The following is a 25,577-nucleotide window of genomic DNA, read 5'->3' on the forward strand; positions in this document are numbered from 1 at the left end:
CTCGGCCGGCCCCGACGGCGAGGAAACCTCCCAGGTACTCCCACTCGACGCACACCATCCTGCCGGGACCGTCGAGGTCCGGTTCGAAGCGGTCCGCGCTGCAACCACCATCCGGCTGCGCGACGTGCGCCTGCTGCGCTGACGCGACCGCCACAGCCGTGCACGTGCACGAACGGGCACTGTGCTCGGCTGGGCTCGGTCGGACCTCCGGTGAGGGAGCGCTTTCGCGCGTGCACAGACCTTCGGGCGCAGCCCGTTTGCCGACTCCGGAGTCGACCGCACCGCCGCGCCAAGAGCGAAGGGCCGCCGGCGCCCGGTTCGGCGTCGGCGGCCCGAAGGCTTTCGGGGCCGGACCGGTACCGGTCCGGCCCCTTCGTTCACTCGGCGGCTACGAGTGCCGCCACGGCCGCGGCGATCGCGTCGGACGCGGCGTCCACTTCGGCCTGCGTCGGGTTGGCACCGGTCTTGCGCAGGGCCAGGCCGGCTTCACGGGCCTCGGTCAGGTCGGCCCAGGACGCGGCGGTCCAGTCCGCCTCGGACAGACCGCCGGTCTCCTCCAGCAAGAGGTCGAGTCCGGTGACGTCCAACGGAACCCGTACGAACTGAAGCTCGGCCAGGTTCGTGTAGCCGTTCGGCGAGTACAGCCGGAGCGCCTTGTAGCTGACCGGCGCGTTCAAGGAGTACTCGGTCCAGCCGCTGTCGGCAGGCCTGGAGAGCGTCAGGAACGTCTCCCAGGTCGTGCCGCCGTCGTTCGAGCCCTGGACCTGGAAGCCGTTGGCCCGGTTGGCGCTGCCGGGGCGAGGCTGGACCCTCACGGTCGCGACGGCCAGGGTCCTCCCGTCGTGCGGGACGACCCGCACCCAGCCGGTCGCCGTCTTGGTGTCGGTGAAGGTGGACGGGTCGCCGTCGAACATGGCCCAGCCATTGTCGGCCGCGTCGCGCTTGCCGTCCCACGACGCCGAGCTCGCCGTCACCCAGGACCGCTCGATCGGCATGATCGTCGAGGGCGGGTCCTCGAGCAGGTCCCAGGCCTTGAGCAGTCGCTTGGAGAGGGCATCGCGGTCGGCGCCCTCCTTGGCGGCGGCCGCCTTGACCGCTTCGAGCTCGCGGGTGAACAGGATCGCCGAAGCGCGCGAGTACCGGGACAGGTCCACCGCTTCGGCCCGTGCGATCACCGCGTCGAGCTCGACCCGGTAGTCGCCGAAGACGCGCAGCTCGGCGATGTTGATCCGGTTGCCGTTGCTGATCCGCAGGTACCTGAAGCCGCTCTCGTCGAGCGAGTCCAGGTTCTGCCAGTCGAGTTCGGCCACGGTCGGGTCGGTCAGCCGCGTCCAGTTCTTCAGATCGTCCGAACCTTCCAGGACCTGGTCGACCATGCCGGTGAGGCCGTTGTTGTCCTGGCGGACCAGGAAGTCGGCGCGGTCGAGCTCGATCGTGCCCCCCTCGCCGAAGTCCCAGATGAGGTCAGACTCGCCGTCGACCGCCGCGACATCGCTGAAGGTGCCGACGTTTGCGTCAAGCATCCGATCGGCGTGCCCGGACTTGCCCGAATCGGCGTTCCCGTCGGCGTCGACGACGTGCGCGGCCTTGGCGAGGTCGACGAGGTTCCGCTCGTCGGAGGCGTAGAGCTGCGTGGCGTCGGTGCTGCCGAGTACGGTCGCGGCGGTCTCACCGTCGTCGGTGGTGTGCCCGATGCTGATCGGCACCAGGGCGCCGCCGTCCACGTCGCCCAGTTCGGTCGACGCCGACCAGGTCAGGCCGTCCTCACTGGTGGCCTCGACCGGCTGCCCGCCGATGGTGACGTCGACGTCGCTGATCGGGGTCGGGCTGGAGAAGGCCAAGTCGACGGTGTCGCCGGCGGTCACGCGTTCGCGCAGCGCGTCCGGGGACGTGAGCGACACGTCGGTGATCGTGCCGGCGACCTCGCTGCGGTCGCCGAAGATCCGGAACTCGCCCAGCGACCAGATGCCCGGGCCGGCCGGGTCGATCGGGATGCCCGGGTGGTCGACCTGGAGCTTCACGTAGCGGAACTTCTCACCGGCGTGCTTGGCGACGACCGGGATGGTCTCCCAGTCGTTGGTCTCGGAGGTCTCGCGCTCGGTCAGCAGGCTCCAGGAGATCCCGTCGTTCGAGCCGTACACATTGGTGCCCTGCGAGCGCATCGGGAACGAGAACCGGGCCCGGAAGCCGAACTCCTGGGCCGTAACCCGGTACTGGGTGCCGAAGTCGAGGACGAAGGACGCCACGCGCAGGTCGCCGGAATGGCTGTTGTTGTCGCCGTCGGCGAGCGCGCGTAGCCCGGAATCGCTGAGGACGGTGGGCGTGACCGCGCCGGTGTAGTCGAGCGACCCGTCCTTGAGGCGCGGGTTGAGCAGTTCGAGGTCGTCGATCGCGTCGAGCAGTGCCTCGAAGGCCGCGCGGAATTCGTCGTCGGTGCCGGACTCGGAGGCCTCCTTGGCGTCCTTCCACACGGCCTCGAAGGGCTCGCGGGTCACGGTCGTGTAGACGGCGTCCTCGTCGGTGCCGTCCGCAATCGCCGCCTCGATCATCTTGGGGCGGTTCCTGGCCACGAACAGTTCGAAGGTGCGCGCGGTGACGGACTCGCCGTCATCGGCGACGATCTGGACGTCGTGGCTCCCGCGGTCGTGGTCGGTCGGCGTCCAGGTGAGGGCGCCGGTGGCGCGGTCGAGCGAGGCGCCCTCGGGAAGGCCGACGGAGGTGTAGGCGACCGATCCGCCCGCGTCGGCCGCGGACAGGTCGAACGAGGACTCCGCGCCCGCCCACAGGTAGTAGCGGTCCCTGGCCTGTTCGAACTTGGGTGGGGTGAGGTACTTCCCGGCGTCGAACATGACCGCGTCGAGGTCGACCGTGGCACCGTTGCCGCTCACGCGGTAGAAGTGCGCGTGCGGCCCGGTCGCGGGGTAGGTGATGTACCGCCACTCGCCTTGTGTGTCGGGCAGTTCGATCCTGGCTATGGTCCCGGGCAAGGTCTCGTCGGGGTTCAGCGGGGAGGGCTGCTCCTTGTCGAGCACCTCCAGGGTGGCCGGGCCGTCGGTGCGCACCAGCACCCCCATCTGGCTTCCCCCTGGGTACATCAGGCGGCTGACCACGCTGGTCGTGCCGTCCTCATCCGCCTTCGCGCGGGCGAATCTGCGGGCGTCCTCGGTCACGATCTCGGTGCCGTCGTCGAGCGGGCGGGCATAGCGTCCGAAGGTGACCTCGGTGTCCTTCACCGGGGTCGGCTCGGTGCCGGCCAGTTCGGGCGGGAACGCCACCCAGTACTCGACGCTCCTGTCGCCGGGGGCCCAGAAGTTCTGGGTGCCGGTCCCGTAGCGGAAGAACGGGCCGTCCATGCGCCGGTGCAACTCGGCCAGGTACGGGGCCTCGGCCTCGACGTCGACGCCCTCGGCGTAGGTGTACTGGTGGTACAGCTCCGAGAGCGGGTTGAAGATCCGGCCGCGGTAGGCCTGGGAGATGGTGCCGCCCGTCTCGCGTTCGTCGATCCAGGGCGTCCACGCGCCCATCATGAACCGGTAGAAGGCATCGGCGCCGTGCAGCAGCCGGTTCCCGAGGAACCGGTAGGAACTCACCGCGTCGTCCGCGGTCGAGACGGTGCCGTCGACCGGGTCGACCTTGGTGCCCTGGACGTCGAGGAAGCGGGCCAGGGCGGCGAAGTTGTCGATGTTGGCCTCGGCATGGGCCTGGTCGCGGCCCATCTCCCGGACCTGCGTGAACTCATAGCCATACGGGTTCAGCCCATGGTCGGCGGGGATCTTCTGGAACTGCACACCCAGCGCGCCGTTGTCGTACCCGTCGTAGGTGGAGTTCTTGGTGAACCACTCGACGCCCTTGGCATAGCCCTTGACGTCGTCGGCGTAGATCGCGGTGGCGATGCGGCCGTAGAGGCCGAAGTTGTGCTGGTTCATCCACTTCTTGTTGGAGAAGTTGAAGACGTTGACGATCGGCTCGGCGAAGTTCGTCAGCAGCTTCTCGTCGTCCCCGGCGTCCCAGGTCACGTCGTATCCGCCGTACCTGCCCGGGGTGTCGTCCGGAACCGGGTCGGTGGCGCGGATGATCTCGGCGGCCATGAGGAACTGCGAGAGCGGCTTGCCGGTGTGGATGTGCGCGTCGGGGAAATAGGCGTAGCCGTCGGGGTTCATGTTCGACCAGGTACGCAGGCCCATGATGGCGTTCCTGCGATACGCCTCGTCACCGGTGTTGACCCACAGCAGCGCCTGGGTGAGCACGCCGAACGAGTCGCGGGTCATCCGGCCGCGCATGCCGCCCTGGGTGAAGGTGTTCGTCACGGGGACGTCGGGCTTGCCCCGGACCATGTTGTCCACGGTGTAGCTCGTCCCTGCCCACGGCCGGACCTGGGTCGTCGCGTCGAAGTAGGAGGCCCACGGCTCGGTGCCGGAGCGGACCATTTCCTGGGCGTTGCGTAGGTTCTTGGCCGACAGGCCGACGCCGGGGTGGACGAACCCGGCGTCGCTGACGGTCTCGTGGATCTCGACGAGGTGGTCGGTGAGCAGGTCCTCGTAGCCGTCGGCCTGTGCGGGCGCCGCAGCCACCACGGCAAGTCCCACGGCCAGCGCCAGTGTTGTGCCTATCGCGGTGATCCGCGATCTCGCGCGTTCCATGACGCGTTTCATTGCAGAACCTTTCTGGGGCCGTGCCGCGCGGTGCGCGGCACGGCGTCGGGGGTTTTGGATGTCGCTGTCCATCACCTGACAACCGTTGGGGTCCAGCCGGAGCACCGCGGGGTCAACGTGCCGTAGGGCAGCAAATTTGGTGGTCAGCGACGTGTGATGTCTTCTGTCGACTCGCCGCGGCAAACCGCGGACATGGCTCCCGGAGGCATAGAAACCGGTCTCTTCAGAAGCTAGATCCACCTGTACAGCCCGACAAGATGTCGTGCACGAAAATCTGCCGTACCGCCCAGTTCGCAAGCCAATTCGGACCACCGAGGGCTGACAAACGGCGACCACCCAGTGGGAACCGGTTGCCGTAAGAGACGTGAACCGGCGTCAGACGCCGCACTGAGGGCTGCTCAGGTGCGTCGCCGGCGGATGACGATGTGCGTGCCCAGCGCCAGGTGCTGACCCTCGGGCAGTTCGTCGCGGTGCAGCGCGATTCCAGAGGCGCGATGCGCGCGTACGTATCCAGGCTCCGCCGTCGTCCTGCGGAAGCGGCGTGAGGGCAGAGCGGAGAAGAAGCGCACCGCCAACCCAACGGGGCCTCGTCCGTACGCTCCTCAAGGCCTGGAGTTTCAGGCTTGTGTGCCCCAACTCTGGACACAAGCCCCCTCGTTACCCACTAATCCATCCCATGTCGCTTCCACGTGGCGACATACGGTCCACCGCGGGTGCACTCTCCGGTGGGATTTGCCATGGCATCATCAACCCCTGCAAGATCGGCAAGCCCCCGGCATTCTGAAGGGATCACACCCTGTGCGGACGTACGACAACCCCGTGATTCGCGGGTTCCACCCCGACCCCAGCGTGTGCCGAGTCGGTGACGACTACTACCTGGTGTGCTCAAGCTTCGAGTACTTCCCCGGCGTGCCGATCTTCCACAGCAAGGACCTGGTGCACTGGCGGCAGATAGGCAACGTGCTCGACCGCCCCGGGCAACTGCCGCTGCCGTTGCCCGGCTCCATGGCCTCACGCGGCCTCTACGCCCCCACGATCCGCCACCACGACGGCCGCTTCTGGATCATCAATACCAACGTCAGCGGCGGCGGCAACTACATCGTGACCGCCGAACGGCCCGAGGGCCCGTGGTCGGACCCGGTATGGATCGACCTGCCCGGGATCGACCCGGACCTGGCATGGGAGGAGGACGGCACCTGCTGGTGTGCCTTCACCGTACCCGGCATCCACATCGCCCGGATCGACCCGGTCAAGGGCGAGGTACTGGAGGGGCCTTTCCCCACCTGGTCGGGCACCGGCCTCAAGTGGCCCGAGGCCCCGCACCTGTACCGCATCGGCGACTGGTGGTACCTGCTGATCGCCGAGGGCGGCACCGAACGCGGCCATGCCGTGTCCATCGCCCGCGCACGCTCGCCGCGCGGTCCCTGGGAAGGCGCACCCGCCAACCCCGTGCTGTCCCACAGCGGAACCGACCGGCCCATCCAGAGCACCGGCCACGCCGACCTGGTCACGGCGCCCGACGGCAGCTGGTGGATGGTGCTGCTCGGCACCCGACCCCGCGGCTACTCCCCCAACTTCCAGGTGCTCGGCCGCGAAACCTTCCTCACTCCCGTGGAATGGGACGAGAACGGCTGGCCCGTCGTCGCGCCTGTGCCCGAGCGCCACCCGGCGCCCGCCGGCGCCTGGCATCCCTTCCCGGCCCTGCCCGCTCGCGACGACTTCGACGCGCCTACGCTCGCGCCCCACTGGATCTCGCCCTACGCCCGCCCCGACGGCTCCTGGTCGCTGACCGAGCGCGCGGGCTGGCTCACCCTCACCGCCACCGGCCCCACCCTCGACCGCCCCGGCTACACCTTCGTCGGCCACCGTCAGCAGCACCACGACTGCCGTGCCGCTGCCCTGCTCGACCCGGGCACCGGGCGGGGCGGTCTGAGCGTACGCATGGATGAGGCCCACCACTACGACCTGGAGGCCGGTGACCGAGAAGTCAGTGTCATCGCACGCATCGGCCCGCTGCGCCAGACCGTGGCCCGCCGCCCGGTGCCGCCCGGCCCGCTCGCCCTCGCCGTGACGGTCCGTACCACCGACATCGTGTCCCCGTCCCCCGAATTCCCCGGCATCGAGCCCACCGGTCCCGACACCATCGCCTTCTGGCTCGGCGACCCCGACGCCCCGGGCGCGGAGCCGCTCGTCGAACTGGAGGGGCGTTACCTGTCCACCGAGGTCGCCACCGGCTTCACCGGGCGCGTCATCGGCATGTACGCAACCGACGGCACCGTCGCATTCGACTGGTTCCACTACGAACCGGCGCCCTCCGCCTGATGCACCGGACGCCGGGGCGGCGTGGACGGTCGCGCTGAGCACGGCGTCGATGGGGGAACGAGGACCTGGCGGGCGCCCGTCACTTCGGCGTTGTGGTCCCGAAGGGGAGGGCCTCGCCTGACCGCAGGTGTTCCCTCAGCCACTGCTCGGTGTTGCTCACGTGCAGGAGGGCGGCGGCCTGGCTGAGGGCGGCGTCACGGGTGGACAGCGCGTTGAAGATCGCCTCGTGCTCGGCGAGAGTGCGGCCCGCGGCCTTGTCGTCGACCAGACCGCGCCAGATGCGGGCGCGCAGGGTGCGGCCGGAGATCCCTTCCAGGAGGGTGAGGAGGCTCTCGTTGCCCGTGGCCGAGACGACGGCGCGGTGGAAGGCGGCGTCGTGGGCGTTGAGCTGTCCGACGTCGTCGCGGGCCTCGCGCATGGCGTCCAGGTGCCGCTTCACCTCGGCCAGTTGGGCGTCGGAGATCCGGGTCGCGGCCAGCGCCGTGGCGACCGGTTCCAGGAGCCGCCGTACCTCCATGAGGTCCTGCAGGGCGACCGAGTCGCCCTGCAGCAGTTCCACCGCGCCGCCGAGACCCTCCAGCAGCAGGCTCGGCTGGAGGCTGGTCACATACGTGCCGTCGCCCCGCCGGACCTCCAGGACCCGCGCGACGGCCAGCGCCTTGACCGCTTCCCGGGCGAGGTTGCGGGACAGGCCCAGCTGCGCGGCCAGGTCCGGCTCCGGTGGGAGCTTCGAGCCCGGAGGCAGCGCACCGGTCCGGATCAGCTCACGGATCCGCTCGATGGCCTTGTCCGTCAGAGACACCGCTCATCCCTCCCCCACCGTGCCCGTGAGCACGTCCGACCTGATCAGCCCCTGAGTGCGGAGATCGTCCCAGAGGCCGTCCGGGACTTGCTGATCATGGAGTTCCACGTTTCGTCCGACCTGTTCCGCAGTCCGCATGCCGAGGGTGACGTTGATGATACTGGGATGCGTGTACGGGAAGGCGATCGCGGCGGCGGGCAGAGTGGTCCCGTGCGCCGCACAGACCTCGGCGATCGCCCGAGCCCGGGCGACCAGAGCCGGCGGGGCGTCCTGGTAGTCGTACCTCATGCCCTCGGTGGGCCGGTCACGGGAGAGCAGTCCCGAGTTGAAGACACCCACCGCCACCACGCTCTTGCCCAGGTCCCGCGCGGCGGGCAGGACGTCGTCCAGCGCCGACTGGTCCAGGAGCGTGTAGCGCCCGGCCAGCATCACCACGTCGGCGGCGGTCTCGCGCAGGAAGCGGGCGAGCATCGCCGACTGGTTCATGCCGGCGCCGATCGCGCCGATCACGCCCTGGTCACGCAACTCCGCGAGCGTGGGCATGGCCTCCTCGGCCGCCTGCCGCCAGTGATCGTCCGGATCGTGCAGGTAGACGATGTCCAGCCGGTCCAGGCCGGTGCGCTCCAGCGTGTCCTCAATGGAGCGGAGCACGCCGTCCCGGCTGAAGTCCCACTGCCGGCGCAGGTCGTCCCGTACGACGAAGCCCCAGGTGTCGACGCCGCGTGGCTCCTCGTTGGGCACCAGCAACCTGCCCACCTTGGAGGAGATGACGTACTCGTCACGCGGGCGGTCTCGCAGGGCGGCGCCCAGGCGGCGCTCGGAGAGGCCGAGGCCGTAGTGCGGTGCGGTGTCGAAATACCGAAGGCCGGCCTCCCAGGCCGCATCGACGGCGGCTGTCGCGTCGTCGACCGGGATGACGCGGTAGAGGTTGCCGATCACGGACGCCCCGAAGCCGAGCTCGGTGAGAGAGACGGGCGTGTTCTGGATCTTCCGCTGGTGCAAGGCGTCCTCCTGGGATAGGTGCGATGGGCGTCGGTCGGTCAGCGTCTGACGTGGGCTGATCCGCCCGCGATGAGCGCCTCGACCTCGGCGAGCGAGGCCATGGAGACGTCTCCGGGCGTGGTCATGGTGAGCGCGCCGTGGGCGGTGCCGTAGGCCAGGGCGCGCTCCAGGCCGGTGTCGCTGAGCAGTCCGTGGATCAGGCCGGCGGCGAAGGCGTCGCCGGAGCCGATGCGGTCCAGGACCTGCAGGCCGGGCATCCGCGGGCCGGTGACGAAGCCGGTTTCGGCGGACCAGCCGGCCGAGGACCAGTCGTTGACCCCGGCCGAGGGCACGTCGCGCAGGGTCGTCGCCAGCACTTTCGCCTCGGGCAGCAGGCCGGCCACCTCGGCTAGCGCGTCCGCCACCTCGTAGGCCCCGATGCGCGCCTGCCCCGGAAACGTCCCGGTCAGGCCCAGGGCGCCCGCCACGACGTCGGCGTGCCGGGCGAGCCGCAGGTCGACCTCGCGGGCCCGCTCGGCGCCACCCCGGGCGGCCCACAGGCTGGGGCGGTAGTTGGGGTCGTAGGAGACGGTGACACCGTGGCGGCGGGCCGCGGCCATGGCCTCGTCGGCGACGTCAACCGTGGTGTCGGACAGGCCGGCGAAGATGCCGCCCGTGTGGAACCAGCGCACCCCGGCCGAGAAGATCGCGTCCCAGTCCACGTCCCCCTTCCGCAACTGGGACACAGCGGTGTGCGCGCGATCGCTGACGCCCAGCGCGCCGCGGATGCCATAGCCGCGTTCGACGAAGTTGAGGCCGTTGCGGACGGTGCGTCCGATGCCGTCGTCGGGTACCCAGCGGATCAGCGAGGTGTCGACGCCGCCCTGGAGGATCAGGTCCTCGACGAGCCGGCCCACCGCGTTGTCGGCGAGAGCGGTCACGACGGCTGTGCGCAGGCCGAAGCAGCGGCGCAGTCCGCGTACGACGTTGTACTCGCCGCCGCCCTCCCAGACCTGGAAGGTGCGGGCGGTGCGGATCCGTCCCTCGCCCGGGTCGAAGCGCAGCATCACCTCGCCGAGGGCCACCACGTCGATCACGTCGTGCTCCTCTCCACCGCCTCGGCGGTAAGCCGGCGGATCTCCTCGTAGTCGCCCCGCCGAAGGTGGTCGGTGGTGGCCATCCAGCTGCCGCCGACGGCAAGGACCGCCGGGTGGGTGAGGTAGGTGACCAGGCGGGAAGCGCCGATCGCGCCGGTCGGCACGAAGCGCATCCGGGGGAAGGGAGCCGCGAGCGCTCGCAGCGTCCGCAGGCCGCCGAGCGGCTCGGCGGGGAAGAGCTTGACGGTGTCGAGGCCCGCCTTCAGGGCGCGCATCAGCTCGGTGGCGGTGGCGATGCCGGGCACCACGGGCACCCCCAGCTCGCGGCACTTCGCGACGACGTCCTCGTCGAAGCCGGGCGAGACCACGAAGCGGGCCCCGGCCGCCACGGCTCGCTCCGCCTGCTCGGGCGTCACCACGGTGCCGACGCCGACGGCCAGGCCACCGTGGGCGGCCATCTCCTTGAGTACCCGCTCGGCGTCCTGTGTGCGGAAGGTGACCTCGGCGCACCGGGCACCACCCGCCGCAAGCGCGTCGGCCAGCGGGCCGGCGGTCGCGGCGCGCCGCACCGTCAGTACCGGCATCACGCGGGCTCCGGCCAGCACGGAGGCCAGGTCGGTGCCGCTCATCGCCCGAGCCATCCGCCGTCGACGGGCAGGACGACGCCGTGGACGTAGGCGGCGGCGTCCGAGGCGAGGAACACCGTGGCGCCCGCCAGGTCGTCCGCGCTGCCCCACCGGCCGGCCGGGATGCGGTCCAGGATCGCTTTGCTGCGCACCGGGTCGTCCTGCAGTGCCTGGGTGTTGTCGGTGGCGATGTAGCCGGGTGCGATGGCGTTGACGTTGACGCCATGCGGGGCCCACTCGTTGGCCAACGCCTTGGTCAGACCGGCGATGCCGTGCTTGGCGGCGGTGTAGCCGGGGACCGTGATGCCGCCCTGGAAGCTGAGCAGAGACGCGGTGAAGATGACCTTTCCCTGGCCACGGGCCACCATCGCCGCGCCCACCGCCCGGGTCAGCGCGAACTGGGCATTGAGGTTGACTTGAAGCACCAACTCCCAGTCCGCGTCCGGGTGTTCGGCGGCCGGAGCGCGGCGGATCGTCCCTGCGTTGTTGACCAGGATGTCCACCGGCCGCGCGCGCCCGGCGAGATCCGCGCCCAGGGCCCGTACGGCCTCGGGGTCGGCGAAGTCGGTCCGGATCGCCTCGAACGTACGGCCCGCGGCGAGGACGTCCTTCTCCACCGCGCTGCCGGAGGACTCCAGCGAGGCGCTGACGCCGACGACGTCCGCGCCGGCCTCGGCGAGCGCGCGGGCCATGGCCCGGCCGATGCCGCGCCGGGCTCCGGTGACGACGGCGAGCTTTCCGGTGAGGTCGAAGGCGGTCATACGGCGGCTCCCTGGGTGTTGTCGGTGTCGTCGGTGTCGTCGGTGCAATCCACCAGGATCTTCATCACGTCGCCGCCGCCCTCCAAGGCCTCGAAGGCGGCGGGCGCCTGTGTGAGCGGTACGACCTTGCTGATCAGCCGCTCGGCCGGAATGGTGCCGTCGTCGACCAGGGTCACCGCCTTCTCGAAGTCGGAGCGGTCGTACAGCCTGGCGCCCACGAGGGTGAGTTCGCGCCAGAAGAAGCGGTGCAGGTTGACCTCGCGGGGCCGGGGGTGGATGGCGACGAGGCAGAGACGGCCGCGCACACCCAGCACGTCGACCGCCGTCTCCACGCCGCCCGCCGCACCGGACACCTCGAAGGCGACGTCCGCGCCCGCATCGCCGGTCCACTGCCGCACCAGCTCCGGCACGTCGTCGTCGGTCGGATTCCATGCCGTCAGCCCCAACTCCTCGGCGAGCAGCCGGCGGTGGGCGCTCAGCTCCACCACCCGGACCTCGGCGCCCGCGGCCCGCGCGACCAGCGCGATAAGGATGCCGACCGGGCCGCCGCCGACCACGACCACCTTCTCGCCCTCGGTGACCTCGGCCCGGCCCACGTCGTGCACGGCGACCGCCGTCGGCTCGACGAGCGCGGCCCGGTCAAGGGGCAGGGAGTCGGGCAGCCGGATGAGCGTCGAGGCGGGCACAATCCAGCGCTGCTGCATCGCGCCCGGGGAGTCGATGCCGATGAAGTCGAGGTGCTGGCAGATGTGTTGATGGCCTTTGAGACAGGCCGGGCAGGTGTCGTCCCAGCGCAGCGGCATCACGGTGACCGCGTCGCCGGGCTGCCAGCCGTCCACGCCCGGGCCGACGCGTATGACACGGCCGGACATCTCGTGTCCCAGGACGGCGGGCGCGTGCACCCGGGCGTCCATGTCGCCGTGGAAGATGTGCAGGTCGGTGCCGCAGATACCGACGTAGGCGGGCGCCAGCTCCACCGCACCGGGTCCGGGGGCGGAGGTTTCGGCGGGAGCCGTGTCCAGGGTGCGGGCAGCGGTGTAACGGACGGCGAGTGTCATCGTGTCGTCAGGGTCCCTTCAGCGCGGACGCCGATGGTCAGCAGCAGGTTGGCGTAGGTACGGGTGTCGGCGGTGACGATCGCCAGCGCCAGGTCGGGCGAGCGGGCGGCGTCGTAGAACTCGAAGCGCCCGAGCGCCTCGACCGGGACGGGCGCCAGCATCGAGCGGTACTCGGCTATGGCCGGCGGCTCCGGTTCGCCCTCGGGTGGCACCATCACATGGGCCGACTCGACGGGCAGGGCACGCAGCAGGACGTCGAGCACGGTGGTCATGTCGAGCAGGCCGGGGGCCAGATTGAGGTGGACGGTCCGGGCGCGCTCGCCGGTGGCGGTGCTCGCGGGATAGTGGCCGTCGGCGAGCAGCACACGCGCGCCGTGACCGGCTCCGGCCAGGGATTCGAGGATCCCTGGGTGGAGCAGTTCCGTCAGAAGTACGGGGTCCCTTCCTTCGTCGGGGCAGGCGTCAGGTGGTAGAAGGCGGTCGCGGTGCCGGCGAGCACCGCGTGGGTATCGGTTCCGGTGCAGCCGTCCAGGAGTTCCTCGACGGTGGCGGCCCACCGGTTCCATCCGCCGGCGAGGAGGCAGACCGGCCAGTCGGAGCCGAACATCAGCCGGTCGGGACCGAAGGCGGAGAGCAGCACGTCCCATACCGGGCGGATGTCGTCGACGGTCCACTTCTCGTGGTCGGCTTCTGTGATCAGACCCGACACCTTGCAGCGGACCTGGGGCTGCCCGGCCAGCGTGCGCACCTGCCGCGTCCAGTCGGTCAGGTCCTGCCGTGCGAGCGGCGGCTTGCCGGCATGGTCCAGGACGAGCGGCAGTTCGGGGAGCCGTTCCGCGAGGCGGATCGCCTGCGGGAGCTGGTGGCTGCGGATCAGCACGTCGTATCCGAGTCCGCGCGCCCCGACTGCTCGCAATCCCTTCTCGACGTCCGGTCGTTGGAGCCAGTGCGGGTCGGACTCGCTCTGCACGAGGTGGCGTACGGCCCGCAGGTACCGGCCTGCGGGCCCTGTCCGCAGGTCGTCGAGTATGTCGCCGATCGCGGGGGACGTCAGGTCTGCCCAGCCGACGACGGCGCCGATCAGCGGGTCGCTGTCGGCCAGGGCGAGGAGGTCGCGTGTCTCGGGCACGGACGCGACGCACTGGACGACCACCGTGCTCGTCAGTCGCCGTCCGGCGATCGGCCGGGTCGCGGCCGATCGCAGGGCGTGCGAGCTGAAGCTGCGGCGGATCGGCTCGTGCCCGGGTTCGTCCAGCCAGGGCTGCGGCCGGAGGTCCAGGTTCCACACGTGGTGGTGGGCGTCGACGAGGGCCTGGGCGTCAGACACGAGCGGTCCAGACGGGGCCGTCGGGGTAGGCGTACTCCTTGAGGGACTCGGCGTGCATCTGCGCGCTCAGCCCCGGCAGCGTCGGCGCCAGGTAGTGGCCGTCGACGATGCGCACCGGGTCGGCGAAATGCTCGTGCAGGTGGTCGACGTACTCGATGACACGGTCCTCGGTCGTGCCGGAGACAGCGACGTAGTCGAACATCGACAGGTGCTGGACCATCTCGCACAGGCCCACGCCGCCCGCGTGCGGGCACACCGGCACCCCGAACTTCGCGGCGAGCAGCAGGATCGCGATGTTCTCGTTGACGCCGCCGACCCGGGCGGCATCGATCTGCACGATGTCCACCGCGCCGGCCTGGAGGAGCTGCTTGAAGACGACCCGGTTGGCGATGTGCTCGCCGGTGGCGACCTTGATGGGACTGACGGCCTTGCGGACCGCCGCATGGCCGAGGATGTCGTCGGGGGAGGTGGGCTCCTCGATCCAGTACGGGTCGTAGGGGGCCAGGGCACGCATCCAGTCGATCGCGGGCTGCACGTCCCATCTCTGGTTCGCGTCGACCGCGATGCGGATACCGTCGCCGACCGTCTCGCGGGCGGTGCGCATGCGCCGTACGTCGTCCTCCAGGGACGCACCGACCTTCAGCTTGATCTGGGTGAAACCGTCCGCGACGGCCTCGCGGGACAGGCGGGCCAGCTTCTCGTCGGAGTAGCCGAGCCAGCCGGGGGTGGTGGTGTAGGCGGGGTAGCCCTGGTCGAGCAGGCGGCCGATGCGCTGTTCGCGGCCGGGTTCGGCGCGGCGCAGGATCTCCAGGGCCTCCTCGGGGGTGAGGGCGTCGCTGAGCCAGCGGAAGTCGACCTGTGCGACCAGGTCCTCAGGTGACATCTCGCCGAGGAAGCGCCACACGGGCTTGCCGGCCCGCTTGGCGGCCAAGTCCCAGGCGGCGTTGACGACCGCGCCGGTGGCCATGTGGATGGCGCCCTTCTCCGGTCCGAGCCAGCGCAGTTGGGGGTCGTGGACGAGGGAGCGGGCAAACGCGCCGAGATCGCCGCAGACTTCCTCGACCGACAGCCCCACCACGTGCGGGGCGAGGGCCGCGATGGCGGCGGCCTGTACGTCGTTGCCGCGGCCGGTGGTGAAGGCCAGGGCGTGGCCCTCGAGTCCGTCGCCGGCGTCGGTGCGCAGGACGACGTAGGCGGCGGAGTAGTCGGGTTCGGGGTTCATCGCGTCCGACCCGTCCAGGTGCTCGGACGTCGGGAAACGCACGTCCAGCACGTCCAGAGCGGTGATACGGGCAGAGGCCGGGGAGGCGGACAGGGCGGATGACATGGCGGCAACTCCTGTGAGGGCAGGGACGATACGGCCCCTTGCGACGAGACGTGGGTGGTGGAGGGTGTCGGGCGGCCTGGACGGCCACCCGGTTCAGTCCTGGACCTTGCCGCCCGTGGTGCCGCACGATAGAGATGGGATGTTTATAGGGGTTCCACTGGCATGCTGTCCAGCCCCTCTGCTCAATTCGCGGCGCGATAGCAGGCCAAAGACCCCACTAGAGAAGAGGAGGACGACCCTCACGGTCAAGATTCATCCCATCAATGCTCGCCGCTAGATGGCTCGAATTGGCCAGGAAGACTTGCCAGACATTCCATGTTTGACTCGTCGTAATGCGTGACAAACGCTGGCAATCAGAGCAGATCGCCTGAGTGATCAATGCTTTTCATCCCTGCACGCCAGTTGACATCCCAGGGAGACATAGCGGACCTTCATGCGTGACAAGCGACGCCCCATGCACAGCAGCCACGCCGACTCGTGTCCGCCCACGTCCCCTGTCCCCCTCCGCACCAGGGATGTCTCCATGTCGAGTTCGATCAACAGACGCCACTTCCTGGCCGACGCCACCTGCGTGGCCGCGGCGGCCGTTGCCGGAGGTGTGTGCAGTGCCGGCATCGCCCAGGCGGCGCCCAGCACCTACACGCCCGACTGGAACTCGGTCGACCAGCACCCGCCGGCCCCGGAGTGGTTCCAGGACGCGAAGTTCGGGATCTACTTCCACTGGGGCGCCTTCAGCGTCCCCGCCTTCGACAACGAGTGGTACCCGCGCAGCATGTACCAGGCCGGGAGCTCCGCCAACCAGCACCACATCGCGACCTACGGCCGGCCATCGGCATGGCCGTACCACAACTTCATCAACGGAGCCCAGGACCCGGCGGGCAACACCGTGGAGTTCGCGCCGAAGCTGAAGTCCGCCGGCGGGAACTTCGACCCCGACGAGTGGGCGCAGCTGTTCGTCGACGCCGGTGCCAGGTTCGCCGGCCCGGTGGCCGAGCACCATGACGGCTTCTCCATGTGGGACAGCCAGGTCAACGAGTGGAACTCGGTGAAAAAGGGCCCGGGACTGGACCTGCTGCGGCTCTTCTCCACGGCCATCCGCTCCAAGGGCCTCAAGCTGCTGGTGGCCATGCACCACGCGTACCACTACAACGGCTTCTACGAGCATGCCCCCGCCCAGACGGACCCCAGCCTCAAGAAGCTCTACGCGCAGCTGGACCCGGCCGCGGCGAACCAACTCTGGTTCGACAAGCTCAAGGAGGTCGTCGACCGCGCCCAGCCCGACATCCTGTGGCAGGACTTCAAGCTGGACGCCGTCGACGAGACCCAGCGCCTGAACTTCCTGGCGTACTACTACAACCAGGCGGGCAGCTGGGGCCGTGAGGTCGTCGCCACCTACAAGGACGGCATGAACGGCAAGGGCGAGGTCTTCGACTTCGAGCGCGGCGGTCCGTCCGACATCACCACGCCGTACTGGCTGACCGACGACAGCATCTCCAGCAGCAGTTGGTGCTACACCCAGGGCATCGGCTACTACACGCTCCAGCAGATGCTGCACTCGTTCATCGACCGGGTCAGCAAGAACGGCAACGTGCTGCTGAACATCGCGCCGATGGCCGACGGCACCATCCCCCAGGCGCAGAAGGACATCCTGCTCGGCATCGGGGACCACCTGAGGCGCTTCGGCGAGTCGGTGTACGGGACCCGCGCCTGGACGGCGTACGGCGAGGGCCCGACCAAGATGGGCGGCGGCTCGTTCACCACTCCGCACGCCGGTACTCCGCAGGACATCCGCTTCACCCGCAACAAGGCGGGCACCGTCCTGTACGCCACCGCGGGATGGCCCGGCAGCTCGCTGACGATCAAGACCCTCGGCTCGGACCGGATCAACCTCTCGTCGCTGGCCTCGGTGAAGCTGCTCGGTACCACCGCCGGCACCTACATCGACCTGCCCACGCCGACCCAGAACGCGTCCGGCCTCACCGTCACCCTGCCGTCCTCGGTCCCGTACAGTGCGGGCGCCTACGTCCTGAAGCTCGCCTTCTCCGGCACGATCCCGGGGCTGCGGCCGCTCGCCGGCGCCGTCGCCTTCAAGGACGTCAACTACACCGGCGACTCCGCCGTGCTCACCGTCGGCGACTACACCGAGGCCGACCTGACCGCGGCGGGACTGGGCGCGCGCACCCTCTCCTCCCTCCGGCCGGCCCCCGGCTACCAGGTCATCGGCTACTCCGGGGACAACTTCACCGGCACCTCCTGGACCTTCACCGCCGACAACTCCGACCTGCGGGTCACCGGCAACAACGACCAGATCACCTCGCTGAAGGTCCAGTTCAACCCGGCGACGTACTTCCGGATCACCAACGTCACCAACGGCCTCGGCCTGGACAGCGGCGGCAACGTCGCCTCCGGGTCGAACCTCAAGCAGTGGACATGGGACGGCAGTTCCCACCTGCAGTGGCAGGCGGAGGCGGTCGGAGGGGGCTACTACAGGCTGGTCAACCGCACGAACGGCATGGTCGCGGACGGCTGGGGCGCCACCGCCGACGGCTCTCCGGCCAGACAGGCCCCCTGGAACGGCGGCACCAACCAGCAGTGGACGATCACCCACCGGGGCGGCGACCGCTACTCGATCGCCAACCGCACCACCGGCCTGGTCCTCGACGGCGGCGGCAACGTCGACTCGGGCTCCGTCACCAAGCAGTGGACCTACGGCAGCAGCACCAACCTGCTGTGGACCTTCACGGCCCTCTGATCCTCGGGACGTACGAGGGGCTGCGGTGGCGTACTTCTCGTACGCTGCCGCAGCCGCCGTCACGCTGCCGCCCGGCTCGGTCACCAAGCCGCAGGACCGAAAGGCCCCGCCTCCCGCTTCCCCGACCCCCGCCCGGATTCCCGTTCCGCGCCGACGGGGCGGCGGTGGGTCACCACATTCCTCACCGCCGCCGCGCTGACCTCAGGAGCCGGCACCCTGCCCGGCGGCCTGCTATCGGACAGGGCGGCGGCGGCCGTCCCACCACAGATCACTCTCCCCGAACGGGGCACCCACGACACGGCCCGGGCCTCCTCCTGGACCGACGGCTTCCTCACCGGCGACGGCGAATACGGAGCCGTGCTGTACGGCGCTCCCGCCCTGGCGAAGGTGGTGTTCAACCACCACCGGCTGTGCTGCCGAACGGCACCCGTGACGTGACCCCGCCGGTGATCTCCGGCCGTCTGGAAGACGCACGCGACAAGGCACTCGCGGGTGACTACGCGGGGGCGCGCAGTTCGTACGCGGGGTGGCAGGCCTGCGGCCAGCGCAGGGACCAGCCCCCGGCGAAGTCCCGGGCGACTCCCTGAGGTGTTCACTCCGCCGACCAGCGGGGCCACCCCCGCCGACAGGCCGGACTCCGACCATCCCAAAGAAGGACCCGTGCCACCGGTGGATCCGCCTCCCAGCGGAACTCGGCCACGCCCAAGTGAGAAATCGCCGGCAACCTTTTCGCCTCGTGCGGTCACTGAGCAGTGCACCATCAGCTCGATCTTCCGAACGGACAGGTATGAAGACAGCGAGGCAGGCTGCGCGGCAGCGCAGGCAGAGACGCAGGCTTGTGCTGGGCACCGCCTTGGCGGTGACCGCCGCGGGCGTTCTCGCCTACCTGGTCATGGGGTCGCTCCCCGACCGCGAGGCGGAGGCAGGGCATGCCGCGGCCACGCCCGTCGCCACCACCCAGGTGAGAACCACCACCCCGACGGGCACCCCGAGCGCTTCGGCGACGCCGACCGCGACCGGCACACCGACGCCGACGGCCGCCGCGACGACCGGTGCAGCACGCCCCTCGGCCACAGCCACCCCGCGGCCCCCGCGAACGGGGTCCACCACGCCATCGTCGGCAGGGCGGATTCGGCCCAACACCACCTACACCGGGGTCGCCACCGCCTACGAGGCCGCCGACGGAGACGGCGCCTGTCTGTTCGGCCCGAGTCCCGACCTCATGATCGCGGCCATGAACACCACGGACTACGAGACGTCTAGGGCGTGCGGCGCGTACGTGCTCGTCCGCGCGGCCAACGGCAAGTCGATCACGGTACGGATCACCAACGAATGCCCCCTGCCCTGCGCACCCGGGCAACTCGACCTCAGCCAACAGGCCTTCGCCAAACTCGCCGACCTCAAAGTCGGCCGGATCCAGATCACCTGGCAGCTGCTGAGCCCGAGCACGTCCGACACAATTTCCATCAGGTACAAAACCGGGTCCAACCCCTATTGGTGCGGCATCCAGGCGATCGGCCACCGGAACCCGGTAGCACGCCTGGAGGTCCACACCAGCGACGGCTGGCGGCAGTTGCCCCGCACCGAATACAACTACTTCATTTCCGCCAACGGCGGCGGGTGCGGCAGCTCGATCAGAATCACGGACATCTACGGAGAACGACTGACCATCACCGGGATCGCGCTGCGGCCGAACGTCGTGCAACCGACCCGGGTTCAGTTCGCCCGGCGCTGATCCCGCCGTCCCGCAGGACGAGTGCGCAAGCCCGAGCTGTCGAATCGACACGCTCCGAGGGGGAAGGGCCGCCATGACGCACCCGAGCGTAAGCCCGTGGCTGTGGCTGAAGGTGCCCCAGATGAGGGGCCACGCCCGTTCTCGTCGTGGGCACCCTCGACCTGGTAGGCCGCGGTGGCGGCGCCGAAACGGAACCCGGCGGGCAGTACCGGGAAGGGCGGGGAACTCACGTGGGGATACCTCATGGGTCTCTTCGAAGCCGTGGCTGGTACCAGCTCGTGGGCAGCCGGCGAACATGCCACGGCGAACGGCGGCGGACGCAGCCCGGGCGGATGTGCTGCTTCGTGTGTGCGGTAGGGCCGCTTGTGTGACGCCCTGGCGGCGTCCGCGTCAGCAGCCGCTCGTGATCGGGCGAGACAGTCGTTCCCCGAACGGAGACGGGTAGCTGCGGTGCAAGGGTCACTGCTCGGGTGCGAGCCCGCGCTCGTGGAGCCAGGCCAGTTGGACGGGTGGGTTGGAGCCGCAACCGCCGCCGTGGTCCGCGAACGGCCAGACGGTCATGGAGCGGTCCTGGCCCGCGTAGTGGTTGAAGGCCGCGTAGACGGTGGAGGGAGGGCAGACGGGGTCCATCAGGCCGACGCTGAACAGTGCGGGAGCCGTGGCCCGCTGGGCGAAGTGGACGCCGTCGAAGTAGGCGAGGGTGGCGAAGGCGTCCGTGACGCGGTGGCGGCTGTGCCAGCGCAGGTAGGCGGCGATCTCCGGGTACGGCCCGTCCCCGGTGCTCTCGACGGCCCGGCGGTAGTGGCACAGGAAGGGGACGTCCGGCAGGACGGCCGCCACCCGGTCCGGCGCCAGCCCTGCGACGGCGAGGGAAAGGCCGCCGCCCTGGCTCGCGCCGGTGACGATCACGCGCTCGGGGTCGAGGCCGGGCAGCTCGGCCACCGCGTCCACCGCTCGGACGCAGTCGGTCATCAGCCGCCGGTAGTAGTAGTGCTGGGGCGAGTCGATGCCGCGGGTCATGAAGCCTCCGGCCCACTGCGTTCCGTCGCCCTCGCCGCGGTCGGGGGTGTCGTGGCCCTGGCCGCGGGTGTCGACGACGAGCTGTGCGTAGCCTGCAGCGGACCAGAGCAGGTGGTCGGTGGGCAGGCCCCGGCCGCCGCTGTAGCCGATGTAGGTGACAACGACCGGCAGCGGCCCCTCGGCGCCGCGTGGCCGGATCAGCCAGGCGGCCACCGGCTCACCCTGCCAGCCGGGGAAGCGCACGTCGTCCGCCTCGACGGTGCGCAGCAGGTACCGGTCCGTCACCGGTTCGGCTTTGGCGACCTGGCCGTAGCGGCGCGCCTCGGCCAGGGTTCGCGACCAGAAGGCGTCGAAGTCCTCGGGGGCTCGGCACTCCGGGCGGTAGCCGACGAGTTCGTCGAGTGGCATGTCTGTCAGTGGCATGATGTTCCTCGGGTGTCGGGAAGGGGCGGCCCGCCGCCCTCACAGGCGGGCCGCCGGTTTCGGTGGGCGTCCGGTCTCAGCCCTCTGGGGGGTGGGCCGAGGCGAAGCGGAAGGCGGCGGCGCGGACGTCGCCGTGCAGGGTGAGCCGCAGGTCGTGGACGCCGTCCAGGGCATCCGGGAGCCAGCAGCCGACGGTCGTCCAGGCATGGCGGTCACCGGTGGGCGGGACCGCGATCCGCACCAGGACGCGGTCGCCGACGTGGAACTCCAGCGCCGCTCCGCCCGGTTCGGCGCCGGTGCGGGAGACTTCGGCCTCCACCCGGACGGCTCCCGTCAGAACGACCGTGGCCGGGCCCAGCCAGGCGACACCGCGGAGGGTCTCGGTCCCGGTCCGGAAAGGGGCCAGGCGGAGAGCGGGACGGCCTCCGCGTACTGGTGGAGCATCGCCAGCCGCTCATCGAGAGTGAGGCGGCCGAGGAGGTCCTCAACCCGGTCGCGCATCCCAAGCGCGGAATCGCGGAACGGCAACCCGGCTACGGGCAAGGTGGCTTCGGGCATGGACGGGCTGTTCACGTGGGAACCCCTTGGATGATGAACGAGGACTCGAAAGCGCGTGGCGGCAGCACTGTCGTCGAAGCGCTTCGAAAGTCCCATGGAGCCAGCAGGCTGTCAATCGGCTGGTGATTTTTCGCATCAGCACCTGGTGCGGCACGGAAGAAAAAGAGTTGCGTCCGATCCACTTGTCGTGTGTGAAACCCAGAGTTAACGTCAAACGCTCATCGAAGCGCATCGACGCGGCTGGCTGGGCGGTCTTCGGTCCGCCTCCGCCTCCGCCTGCCCCACCGTGCCTCCTCCTCCGCACCGCTCAAGATGCGCGGAGACCGTCTCCCTGTCAGAGCTCTCCGCGTGACAGAAGGGCCGCTGATCGCCATGAGGACCTCTATGAACCGCAGACCGTCCTGCGCACCGCCGTCGGCGCCAGGAGGACAGTCGCCCTTAGCCCGCTGCTCTCTGCGTGCGGGGGTGGCGGAGAGCAGAGGACGGGCGCGAACTCGAAGGCAGGCCTGAAGGCCGCGCTGCCCGCCTATGTACCGAGGAACCCCGTGAGCCGGACATCGCCCCGGTTGCGGGCAGCGACGGCGCGGTGACCGATCCGGGGTTCCTGCGCTACCCGTCCGAGCGGGTCGCCACGGTCTCCGGCACCCGGGCGAGGGCGGCAAGTACACCGCGGTCACCCCGCTTTGGGGCACTGTGCCGGCGCCCGGCAACTCCTTGTACGAGGCGATGAACAAGGCCCTGGGCGTCGAGCTGACCATGAAGCCGGCTGACGGCAACAACTACTGGATGACGGGTGAGCGTGAGTTGTCGAAGCGCATCGACGCTGCCACCGCCCCCGACGGGCTGCCAATGGGGCCTCCTCAAGAAACTTTCTTTGCGCACAGGCTCTTGTTTCGCAAGAAACAAATCCGTTACCTTCCCCAAGGTGAAGCGCTTCGACAGTCCCAGAGGAAGGGCCGCCATGACGCACGGGGTGAACCGCAGAAGCTTCGTCAGCACAGCAGCCGCGGTCGCGGGGACGGCCGCACCGGCGCCGTTGCTGTCCGCCTGCGGGGTGGCGGACAGCAGAAGGCGGGCACGCGCACAAAGGCAGGCCTGAATGCCGCACTGTGCGGCGCGTCGCGGCGAGCGGGCCGGCCGACGGCGTGATCCTCATGGACGTCGAGCTGGACGATCAGCGCATCCCGGCGCTGCACGCGCAGGGCACGCAGACGGTGTTGATCGGCCTACCCGACGACCCGCGCCAACTCTCCTGGTCGACCACGACTTCACCGCCGTCCGGCGCCCTGTGCGCGGACCATCTGGCCGACCTCGACCACCAGGACGTCGGCTTCATCCGCTACGGCTCCGGTGTCTACGAGCGGCAGGCCGGATACGCCGCACGCGCCCTCTCCGGCTTCCGGGAGCATGCGGAGCAGCGCGGTCTGCGCTTCCTGCACCGGCCCTGCGAGGGGTCGTACGAATCCACCGCCTGGACCCCACTCTGACGATCCGTCAGGGCACCACACGACTCTCCATACCCGAGGAACCGTCATGACGGCACGCAGCATCACCGACCGCCTGGGCGGCCTAGCCTTCGGCGGTGACTACAACCCCGAGCAGTGGGACGAGCCGGTCTGGAAGGAGGACGACGAACCCACGGCATGCTCGCGGACAGCCCGGCACTCACCCGGCACCGCTTCGGCACCGGACAGGGCTGGTATCTCTCCACCCGCCTGGACGACGCCGACTACGGCGCCCTGGTCGGACGGCTCCTGAAGGAAGCCGGCGTCGAGCCGGAGTTGCCGGACCTGCCGGCCGGTGTCGAAGCCATCACCCGGCATGCATCCGACGGCCGCCGCTGGCACCTCCTGATCAACCACTCCGTGGACGCCGTGCCCCTGCCGGATCCCGTCCACGACCTGCTCACCGGCGGGGCGACCCACGAACTGCCGCCCGGCGGCTGCGTGGCGCTGCGCGGCCACTGACTTGGAAAGGCCACCATGGAAAAGGAACAGCGGAGCTTCCGCTGGGGTCACGAGGCCCTGCACCTCGAGTTCGTCCTCGGCGACGACGGCAGCGCCCGCCTGACGCACCTCGGACTGCCCGGCGAGGCGGGCAGCGGCCCTCAGGGGTCCCTGCCTCTGGTGGAGGTGACGGCCACGGGTCACGGGCGCGGCTGGTCGGGCAGCCGCCTGATCCATACGGATCTCGGCGGGCGACTGCGCCACCGGACCCACCGCGCGGCCCGCGACGGCGACTGGCACACCCTGACCGTGCACCTCCACGACCCGGACACCGGGCTGGTCGCGGAGGTGACCTACCGGTCGCCGGACGGCATTCCCGTACTGCGCAGTGAGGTGACCCTGCGCAACGAAGGGCAGGCCACGCTGCACCTGGAGTCGGTCAGCTCACTCGCGGTGGGCGGCCTCACCCCGCCGGACCCGGCGGTCATTGACGCCGCGGACCTGCTGTGGGCGGAGAACGACTGGCTCACCGAATGCCGCTGGCAGCGACAGCCGATGCGCCTGACCACACCGGCCCACAGCGGACGCGTGAGCAACGGGCACGGCAGAGCCGGCTTCGCCCTGAACGGACAGCGCACCTGGTCCAGTTGCGGACGCCTTCCCATGGGCGGCCTGACGGACCGGCGTACCGGCCGCACTTGGGTGTGGCAGATCGAGCACAACGGCGGGGGCTGGCGCTGGGAATGCGAAGAGCGGGACAAGGCGGCCTACGTGGCGCTGTTCGGACCCACCGACACCCACCACGACTGGCGGCACTCCCTTGAACCCGGCGCCGCCTTCCACACCGTACCCGCCGCCTTGTCCTTCACCGCCGACGGCGGCCCCGACGCCGCGTTCGCCGCATTGACCCGCTACCGCCGCGCCCAGCGCCGCCCGCATGCCGACCACCAGCGCCTGCCCGTCATTTTCAACGACTACATGAACTGCCTGATGGGCGACCCAACGACCGAGAAGCTGCTGCCGCTCATCGACGCGGCGGCCGACGCAGGCGCGGAATACTTCGTGATCGACGCCGGCTGGTACGACGGCGACAACGACGGCTGGTGGGACAGCGTCGGCGCCTGGGAGCCTGCTGCCTCCCGGTTCCCCGGGGCGCGCGGGATCCACGAGGTGCTGGACCGCATCCGGGAGCGCGGCATGGTTCCCGGCCTGTGGCTGGAGCCGGAGGTGATCGGCGTACGCAGCCCCATGGCCAAGTCCCTGCCCGACGAGGCGTTCTTCCGGCGCGACGGAGCCCGCGTCACGGAGAATGGCCGGCACCACCTGGACCTGCGCCACCCGGCCGCCCGTGCCCACCTGGACCAGGTCGTGGACCGCCTGGTCGGCGAGTGGGGCGTCGGCTACCTCAAACTCGACCACAACATCAACCCCGGCTCCGGCACCAGCGCCCACCCCGGCGAGACCCCGGGCGCCGGCCTGCTCGGCCACAACCGCGCCCACCTCGACTGGCTCGACGGCATCCTGGACCGCTATCCGCACCTCGTGGTGGAGAACTGCTCCTCCGGTGGCATGCGCTGGGACTACGCGTTGCTGTCGCGGCTGCAACTGCAGTCCACCAGCGACCAGCAGAATCTCCACCTCTACGCGCCCATCGCGGCCTCCGCGCCGACCGCCGCCACCCCCGAGCAGGGCGCCGTCTGGGCGTACCCTCAGCCGGAGGACTCCCTCGACGAGGTGGCCTTCACCATGGTCAACGCGCTCCTCGGCCGGATCCATCTCTCCGGCCGCATTCCGGAACTCCAGCCGGAGGCCCGCGCCCTGGTGCACGAGGCGATAGCGGCTTACAAGGCCATCCGCGCCGACCTGCCGCAAGCCGTGCCGTCCTGGCCACTCGACCTCCCCGGCTGGGACGACCCCTGGATCGCTCTCGCCCTGCACACCCCCGCCACCACCTACCTCACCGCCTGGCGCCGTCCCGGAACCGACTCCACGGCGACACTTCACCTGCCCCACCTGCGGGACACAGCCGCCCGTGTCGACCTGCTCTACCCCTCGGTCAGCCGGGCCGTGTCCGCCTGGACGCCCGACACCGCCGAGCTGAGCCTGACCCTGCCCAGCGCGCCGTCCGCCGTCCTGCTCCGCATCACCCCCACGGCCCCCGGCGCTCCCTGAACCACCCCACGCCCGCAT

20 protein-coding genes and 2 pseudogenes are annotated in these 25,577 nt (G+C 70.2%); 7 read left to right on the forward strand and 15 right to left on the reverse strand.

What is annotated here, in order from left to right; translation table 11 throughout:
• Positions 1-377: 377 nt before the first annotated feature.
• Positions 378-4,640, reverse strand: coding sequence for a discoidin domain-containing protein (locus H1D24_RS06480; protein ID WP_181656429.1), 4,263 nt, complete (start codon positions 4,638-4,640; stop codon positions 378-380).
• Positions 4,641-5,050: 410 nt separating this feature from the next.
• Positions 5,051-5,221: a hypothetical protein gene (locus H1D24_RS06485; RefSeq protein ID WP_181656430.1), complete on the reverse strand. Its 171-nt coding sequence runs from the start codon at positions 5,219-5,221 to the stop codon at positions 5,051-5,053.
• Positions 5,222-5,450: 229 nt separating this feature from the next.
• Here H1D24_RS06485 and H1D24_RS06490 point away from each other — a divergent pair, with 229 nt between their 5' ends.
• Positions 5,451-6,974, forward strand: a complete 1,524-nt coding sequence (locus H1D24_RS06490) for a glycoside hydrolase family 43 protein (RefSeq protein ID WP_181656431.1) — start codon at positions 5,451-5,453, stop codon at positions 6,972-6,974.
• 79 nt (positions 6,975-7,053) lie between these two features.
• Here the strand turns inward: H1D24_RS06490 and H1D24_RS06495 are convergent, their stop codons facing one another.
• The 9 genes from H1D24_RS06495 to H1D24_RS06535 are packed head-to-tail and all read right to left on the reverse strand — an operon-like array spanning position 7,054 to position 14,953.
• Entirely contained in the window at positions 7,054-7,776 is a 723-nt protein-coding gene (locus tag H1D24_RS06495) for a FadR/GntR family transcriptional regulator (protein ID WP_181656432.1), read from the reverse strand.
• A gap of 3 nt (positions 7,777-7,779) precedes the next feature.
• Positions 7,780-8,778: an aldo/keto reductase gene (locus H1D24_RS06500; RefSeq protein ID WP_181656433.1), complete on the reverse strand. Its 999-nt coding sequence runs from the start codon at positions 8,776-8,778 to the stop codon at positions 7,780-7,782.
• Between the two features lie 38 nt (positions 8,779-8,816).
• Positions 8,817-9,854, reverse strand: a complete 1,038-nt coding sequence (locus tag H1D24_RS06505) for a sugar kinase (RefSeq protein WP_181656434.1) — start codon at positions 9,852-9,854, stop codon at positions 8,817-8,819.
• Positions 9,851-10,483: a bifunctional 4-hydroxy-2-oxoglutarate aldolase/2-dehydro-3-deoxy-phosphogluconate aldolase gene (locus H1D24_RS06510; protein WP_181656435.1), complete on the reverse strand. Its 633-nt coding sequence runs from the start codon at positions 10,481-10,483 to the stop codon at positions 9,851-9,853. Before H1D24_RS06510 ends, H1D24_RS06505 begins: the two co-directional genes overlap by 4 nt.
• Entirely contained in the window at positions 10,480-11,241 is a 762-nt protein-coding gene (locus H1D24_RS06515) for an SDR family oxidoreductase (RefSeq protein ID WP_181656436.1), read from the reverse strand. Before H1D24_RS06515 ends, H1D24_RS06510 begins: the two co-directional genes overlap by 4 nt.
• A complete protein-coding gene (locus H1D24_RS06520) occupies positions 11,238-12,299 on the reverse strand; it encodes a zinc-dependent alcohol dehydrogenase (protein WP_181656437.1) in 1,062 nt (353 codons plus the stop codon). The genes H1D24_RS06515 and H1D24_RS06520 overlap by 4 nt, the downstream gene beginning before the upstream one ends.
• Complete coding sequence (locus tag H1D24_RS06525) at positions 12,296-12,718, reverse strand: RbsD/FucU domain-containing protein (RefSeq protein WP_181656733.1); 423 nt, start codon at positions 12,716-12,718, stop codon at positions 12,296-12,298. The genes H1D24_RS06520 and H1D24_RS06525 overlap by 4 nt, the downstream gene beginning before the upstream one ends.
• A 5-nt stretch (positions 12,719-12,723) precedes the next feature.
• Positions 12,724-13,626: an amidohydrolase family protein gene (locus tag H1D24_RS06530; protein ID WP_181656438.1), complete on the reverse strand. Its 903-nt coding sequence runs from the start codon at positions 13,624-13,626 to the stop codon at positions 12,724-12,726.
• A complete protein-coding gene (locus tag H1D24_RS06535; RefSeq protein WP_181656439.1) occupies positions 13,619-14,953 on the reverse strand; it encodes an L-fuconate dehydratase in 1,335 nt (444 codons plus the stop codon). The genes H1D24_RS06530 and H1D24_RS06535 overlap by 8 nt, the downstream gene beginning before the upstream one ends.
• Positions 14,954-15,476: 523 nt before the next feature.
• Between H1D24_RS06535 and H1D24_RS06540 the strand changes: the two genes are divergently transcribed.
• Entirely contained in the window at positions 15,477-17,705 is a 2,229-nt protein-coding gene (locus H1D24_RS06540; RefSeq protein ID WP_181656440.1) for an alpha-L-fucosidase, read from the forward strand.
• A 787-nt stretch (positions 17,706-18,492) separates the two neighbouring features.
• Positions 18,493-19,440 carry an expansin EXLX1 family cellulose-binding protein gene (locus H1D24_RS06545; RefSeq protein ID WP_181656441.1) on the forward strand — a complete coding sequence of 316 codons (948 nt, stop codon included), beginning with the start codon at positions 18,493-18,495 and terminating at the stop codon, positions 19,438-19,440.
• An 81-nt stretch (positions 19,441-19,521) separates the two neighbouring features.
• Here the strand turns inward: H1D24_RS06545 and H1D24_RS06550 are convergent.
• The 4 genes and pseudogenes from H1D24_RS06550 to H1D24_RS43960 form a co-directional block, all read right to left on the reverse strand.
• Positions 19,522-19,685 (reverse strand): annotated as a pseudogene (locus tag H1D24_RS06550) (family 1 glycosylhydrolase); the annotation flags it as partial.
• A 214-nt stretch (positions 19,686-19,899) separates the two neighbouring features.
• Positions 19,900-20,883 (reverse strand): acetylxylan esterase, encoded by a 984-nt coding sequence (locus tag H1D24_RS06555; RefSeq protein ID WP_181656442.1) that lies wholly within the window; start codon positions 20,881-20,883, stop codon positions 19,900-19,902.
• Between the two features lie 76 nt (positions 20,884-20,959).
• A complete protein-coding gene (locus tag H1D24_RS06560; protein WP_181656443.1) occupies positions 20,960-21,202 on the reverse strand; it encodes a carbohydrate-binding protein in 243 nt (80 codons plus the stop codon).
• Between the two features lie 21 nt (positions 21,203-21,223).
• A pseudogene (locus tag H1D24_RS43960) lies at positions 21,224-21,441 on the reverse strand (hypothetical protein); the annotation flags it as partial.
• 726 nt (positions 21,442-22,167) lie between these two features.
• On the opposite strand from H1D24_RS43960, the gene H1D24_RS06565 reads away from it, so the two are divergent.
• The 4 genes from H1D24_RS06565 (at position 22,168) to H1D24_RS06580 (ending at position 25,559) form a co-directional block, all read left to right on the forward strand.
• Entirely contained in the window at positions 22,168-22,590 is a 423-nt protein-coding gene (locus tag H1D24_RS06565; RefSeq protein WP_181656444.1) for a hypothetical protein, read from the forward strand.
• Between the two features lie 5 nt (positions 22,591-22,595).
• The gene (locus tag H1D24_RS06570) at positions 22,596-22,928 is read left to right on the forward strand and encodes a LacI family DNA-binding transcriptional regulator (RefSeq protein WP_181656445.1); all 333 of its coding nucleotides are present in this window, start codon (positions 22,596-22,598) and stop codon (positions 22,926-22,928) included.
• A gap of 156 nt (positions 22,929-23,084) precedes the next feature.
• Entirely contained in the window at positions 23,085-23,408 is a 324-nt protein-coding gene (locus tag H1D24_RS06575) for a beta-galactosidase trimerization domain-containing protein (RefSeq protein WP_181656446.1), read from the forward strand.
• A 15-nt stretch (positions 23,409-23,423) separates the two neighbouring features.
• The gene (locus tag H1D24_RS06580) at positions 23,424-25,559 is read left to right on the forward strand and encodes an alpha-galactosidase (protein ID WP_181656447.1); all 2,136 of its coding nucleotides are present in this window, start codon (positions 23,424-23,426) and stop codon (positions 25,557-25,559) included.
• Positions 25,560-25,577: the final 18 nt, after the last annotated feature.

It is taken from the genome of Streptomyces himalayensis subsp. himalayensis (assembly GCF_013778455.1).
In the GTDB taxonomy this organism is placed as follows: Bacteria; Actinomycetota; Actinomycetes; order Streptomycetales; family Streptomycetaceae; genus Streptomyces; species Streptomyces himalayensis.

What these genes read in the sequence shown, in the direction of transcription:
- H1D24_RS06480 (WP_181656429.1), bottom strand. Translation starts at nt 4,640, where the DNA reads ATGGAACGCGCGAGATCGCGGATCACCGCGATAGGCACAACACTGGCG.
- H1D24_RS06545 (WP_181656441.1), top strand. Translation starts at nt 18,493, where the DNA reads ATGAAGACAGCGAGGCAGGCTGCGCGGCAGCGCAGGCAGAGACGCAGG.
- H1D24_RS06565 (WP_181656444.1), top strand. Translation starts at nt 22,168, where the DNA reads ATGAACAAGGCCCTGGGCGTCGAGCTGACCATGAAGCCGGCTGACGGC.
- H1D24_RS06555 (WP_181656442.1), bottom strand. Translation starts at nt 20,883, where the DNA reads ATGCCACTGACAGACATGCCACTCGACGAACTCGTCGGCTACCGCCCG.
- H1D24_RS06520 (WP_181656437.1), bottom strand. Translation starts at nt 12,299, where the DNA reads ATGACACTCGCCGTCCGTTACACCGCTGCCCGCACCCTGGACACGGCT.
- H1D24_RS06515 (WP_181656436.1), bottom strand. Translation starts at nt 11,241, where the DNA reads ATGACCGCCTTCGACCTCACCGGAAAGCTCGCCGTCGTCACCGGAGCC.
- H1D24_RS06510 (WP_181656435.1), bottom strand. Translation starts at nt 10,483, where the DNA reads ATGAGCGGCACCGACCTGGCCTCCGTGCTGGCCGGAGCCCGCGTGATG.
- H1D24_RS06580 (WP_181656447.1), top strand. Translation starts at nt 23,424, where the DNA reads ATGGAAAAGGAACAGCGGAGCTTCCGCTGGGGTCACGAGGCCCTGCAC.
- H1D24_RS06570 (WP_181656445.1), top strand. Translation starts at nt 22,596, where the DNA reads ATGGACGTCGAGCTGGACGATCAGCGCATCCCGGCGCTGCACGCGCAG.
- H1D24_RS06540 (WP_181656440.1), top strand. Translation starts at nt 15,477, where the DNA reads ATGTCGAGTTCGATCAACAGACGCCACTTCCTGGCCGACGCCACCTGC.
- H1D24_RS06535 (WP_181656439.1), bottom strand. Translation starts at nt 14,953, where the DNA reads ATGTCATCCGCCCTGTCCGCCTCCCCGGCCTCTGCCCGTATCACCGCT.
- H1D24_RS06575 (WP_181656446.1), top strand. Translation starts at nt 23,085, where the DNA reads ATGCTCGCGGACAGCCCGGCACTCACCCGGCACCGCTTCGGCACCGGA.